At 77.2% G+C, this 337-nt stretch carries 1 pseudogene; it reads left to right on the forward strand.

Annotated features, from left to right (window positions below):
• Nucleotides 1-337: pseudogene (locus tag KIH27_RS22290) on the forward strand (PE family protein); the annotation flags it as partial.

A 337-nucleotide genomic window follows, 5' to 3' on the forward strand; every position in this document is an offset into this window, starting at 1 on the left:
CAACGGCGGTGGCGGCGGTGGCGGCGGTGGCGGCGCCCGGGTTGCCGGGATCAACGGCGGCATCGTGACCGACACCGCTACCGCGACCGGTGGTGCCGGTGCTGCGGGCAGCATCGGCACCGGCATTACCGGCGGCACGGGCGGTTCAGCGCAGGTCATCGCGGACGGTGCGGGTAGCCACGCCACAGGCAGCGCGACCGGTGGTGCCGCCTCGGCCGGCGTCGACGGCGGCGCCGGCGGTTCCGGCGGTAACGCCGCGATCACCGCCACCGGCGGCGGCTCATCGTCGGGCACCGCTCTCGGCGGTAACGCGGGTGTCGGCCACGGCGCGGGCAGC

The organism is Mycolicibacter acidiphilus (assembly GCF_018455725.1).
Taxonomy (GTDB): Bacteria; Actinomycetota; Actinomycetes; order Mycobacteriales; family Mycobacteriaceae; genus Mycobacterium; species Mycobacterium acidiphilum.